At 57.0% G+C, this 3,266-nt stretch carries 3 protein-coding genes; 2 read left to right on the forward strand and 1 reads right to left on the reverse strand.

The window, feature by feature from the left end; genetic code table 11:
- The first annotated feature begins 123 nt into the window (after window positions 1–123).
- Together fusA and ABYV26_RS23530 are read left to right on the forward strand one after the other, a co-directional pair.
- A complete protein-coding gene (fusA, locus tag ABYV26_RS23525) occupies window positions 124–2,211 on the forward strand; it encodes an elongation factor G (protein WP_372683789.1) in 2,088 nt (695 codons plus the stop codon).
- Window positions 2,211–3,095, forward strand: coding sequence for an AAA family ATPase (locus tag ABYV26_RS23530; RefSeq protein WP_372683790.1), 885 nt, complete (start codon window positions 2,211–2,213; stop codon window positions 3,093–3,095). Before fusA ends, ABYV26_RS23530 begins: the two co-directional genes overlap by 1 nt.
- Here ABYV26_RS23530 and ABYV26_RS23535 read toward each other — a convergent pair.
- A partial coding sequence (locus ABYV26_RS23535; protein ID WP_372683791.1) for a hypothetical protein occupies window positions 3,083–3,266 on the reverse strand: 184 nt, incomplete at its 5' end. The two genes, ABYV26_RS23530 and ABYV26_RS23535, sit on opposite strands and share 13 nt — an antisense overlap.

The raw sequence follows: 3,266 nt of genomic DNA on the forward strand, positions 1-3,266 counted from the left end.
CATCTGGTGTGGTCATTGCCAAATGCGGGATCTTTTTTTTATTTTACTTAATGGGTCATTACCTTAATACAACGATCGAGCGCATTGATCGGTCAGATGGTGCGCTCACCAGCAGAGGACATCATGGCAACACGCATCGAAAAAATCAGAAACATCGGCATCAGCGCCCATATCGATTCAGGCAAAACCACGCTTACCGAGCGGATCCTGTTTTACACCAAGCGCATTCATGCCATCCACGACGTGAAGGGCAAAGACGGGGTGGGCGCGACCATGGATTCCATGGAGCTCGAAAAGGAGCGGGGGATCACCATCGCCTCCGCAGCCACCTACTGCGAGTGGAACAAGCACGAAATCAACATCATCGATACGCCGGGCCATGTCGACTTTACCATCGAGGTGGAGCGCAGCCTGCGCGTACTGGACGGTGCGATTCTGGTCCTCTGTTCGGTGGGCGGTGTGCAAAGCCAGTCGATTACCGTCGACCAGCAGATGAAGCGCTACAAGGTCCCATGCATTGCATTCATCAACAAATGCGACCGCAGCGGCGCCAACCCATTTCGGGTGGTGACCCAACTCAAGGAGAAGCTGGGCCACAACGCGGTGGCCATGCAGATTCCCGTGGGGCTGGAAGCCGATCATGAGGGCGTCGTGGATCTGGTGACCATGAAGGCACTCTATTTTGACGGCGACAACGGCGAGACGATCCGTGTGGAGGAGATCCCGGAATCCCTGCTGGAGCTGGCCACGGAGAAGCGGGAGGTGCTCATCGATGCCGCCACCATGTTTTCCGATGAACTGACCGACGCGGTCCTCGAGGAGTCTCCCGTTTCGCCGGAGATGCTCATCGAGGCGGTGCGCAAGGGAACCCTGGAAAGAAAGATCACCCCCGTATTCATGGGTTCGGCATACAAGAACAAAGCGGTGCAGCCGCTGCTGGATGCGGTCACCCAGCTGCTGCCCTGCCCGGCGGATGTGGCCAACCAGGCCCTGGACTTGGACCAGGACGAGGCCCAGGTGACCCTGACCTCCGACGCCGCCAAGCCCACCGTGGCGCTGGCTTTCAAACTCGAGGACGGCCAATATGGTCAGCTGACTTATATCCGTGTCTACCAGGGCGCCCTGAAAAAAGGCGACACGGTGGTGAACGTGCGCACCGGCCGCAAGGTCAAAATCGGCCGCCTGGTGCGCATGCACGCCAACCAGATGGAGGATATCTCCGAAATTTCCGCCGGATACATCGGTGCCCTTTTCGGCGTCGACTGCGCATCGGGTGACACCTTCACCGACCGCAGCGTCAATTTGACCATGACCTCCATGTACGTGCCGGAGCCGGTGATTTCCCTGGCCATCGTCCCCAAGGACAACAAGTCGGAAATCAACATGTCCAAGGCCTTGAACCGGTTTTCCAAGGAGGACCCCACCTTTCGCACCTACGTCAGCGAAGAAACCGGAGACACGATCATCTCCGGCATGGGTGAACTCCACCTGGAAGTCTATATCGAGCGCATGCGCCGGGAGTACAAGGCCGAAGTGACCAGCGGCGCTCCCCGGGTGGCCTACCGGGAAACGATTACCCGCCGGTCCGAATTCAACTACACCCACAAGAAGCAGACCGGCGGTTCGGGCCAGTACGGCCGTGTGGCCGGTTACATGGAGCCGGTGGATGGTGAAGAGTTCAGCTTTGTCAACGAAGTCACCGGCGGGTCGATCCCGACGCAGTTTATCGCGGCCTGTGAAAAGGGCTTCAGGAACTGCCTGGAGAAGGGGCCCAAAATGGAGTTTCCGGTCACCGGCGTCAAGGTGGTGATCAACGACGGCGCCTCCCACAGCGTGGACTCGTCGGAGATGGCTTTCCAGGCTGCCGCCCGCGGCGCTTTTCTGGAGGGCTACATGAAAGCGTCACCGGTGATCCACGAGCCGATCATGAAGGTGGCCGTGGAGACGCCCACCGAATTCCAGGGTGGGGTGATGGGATCGTTGAATCAGCGCCGCGGCATGATCATCGGCTCCCAGGACGAAGGGCCCATGTGCGTCATCGAGTCCCAGGTGCCCCTGGCCGAGATGTTCGGGTATTCGACGATACTGCGCTCCCTGACCCAGGGAAAGGCCCAGTTCACCATGGAATTTGCCTCCTACCGGCAAGTTCCCCAGTCCATTTCGGAAGAGATCGCCAAAAAACGTCAGGAAGAGAAAAAGAGTGTTGCCTAATGGGTTCGGTGATCACGACAGAAGATACGGAAGAGTGGAGAAATGCCCGGAAACGGGCCCAGACACATGCATACGAATCCCCAGCCTTATCAGCCGCAGACGGACAGTTGCTTGAAAAGTCCCGCCCGATCAGGGAGCGGCGCACCGAGGCCCGGATTATTAATTTGAAAGAGAGGAACCTGGATATGCTCAAACACGACCTGATCCTCAGAAATCCGCTGAGGCTGATGGGCCACGAAAACGAAGCCATCGTTCCCCAAGGGGGCTTCGGGGCCGTATTGGCCCGTGCCGGCGTGGGTAAAACCGCCCTGATCGTTCAGGTGGCCCTGAATACGATGCTGCAGCAGAAAAATGTCCTCCACGTGAGCCTGGACGACCCCGTGGACAAGGTGAACCTGTGGTACCAGGAGGTGCTCAACAGCTTGGCCAGCCAGTATCATGTCCGGCAGATCAAGGAGTTGTGGGAATCCATCCAGATGCACCGGTTTATCATGACTTTCAAGGTGGAAGGATTCAGTGTTCCCAAACTGGAGGAGCGGGTCAAGGATCTCACCGAGCAGCAGATATTCAACCCCCACATGGTGATTATCGACGGCCTGCCTTTTGACGAGCGTCTGAGAGGCCCCCTGGAAGGACTGAAAACTTTTTCAGTCAACCATCGTCTTCACCTGTGGTTCACCGTTACCACGCATCGCCATCAAACGCCCGGTGCGGACGGTCTGCCGGTGCAGCTGTCAGCCGTCGGCGATCTCTTCGACGCCGCCATCGAGCTTCAACCCGAAGGAAAAAAGATTCACATCCGCTGTCTAAAGGGCGGACCCAAGGATTCAGAAGGCTGCGACCAACTGCTGGATCCGTCGAACATGCTGATTCAGGAACCATAGTTGGTTGGATTGGTTGGATTGGTTGGATTGGTTTTGTTGGTTGGATTAGTTGGGTTGGTTGGATTGGTTGGATTGGTTGGATTGGTTGGATTGGTTGGATTGGTTGGATTGGTTGGATTGGTTGGATTGGTTGAATTGGTCTCATTAGTCCGATTAGTTCCATTGGTTTGA

Origin of the sequence: Desulfosarcina sp. (genome assembly GCF_041551955.1) — a bacterium.
Lineage (GTDB): Bacteria > Desulfobacterota > Desulfobacteria > Desulfobacterales > Desulfosarcinaceae > Desulfosarcina.

Bases quoted from the DNA above. Each gene is read 5' to 3' on its own strand.
- fusA (WP_372683789.1), top strand. From the start codon at position 124: ATGGCAACACGCATCGAAAAAATCAGAAACATCGGCATCAGCGCCCAT.
- ABYV26_RS23530 (WP_372683790.1), top strand. From the start codon at position 2,211: ATGGGTTCGGTGATCACGACAGAAGATACGGAAGAGTGGAGAAATGCC.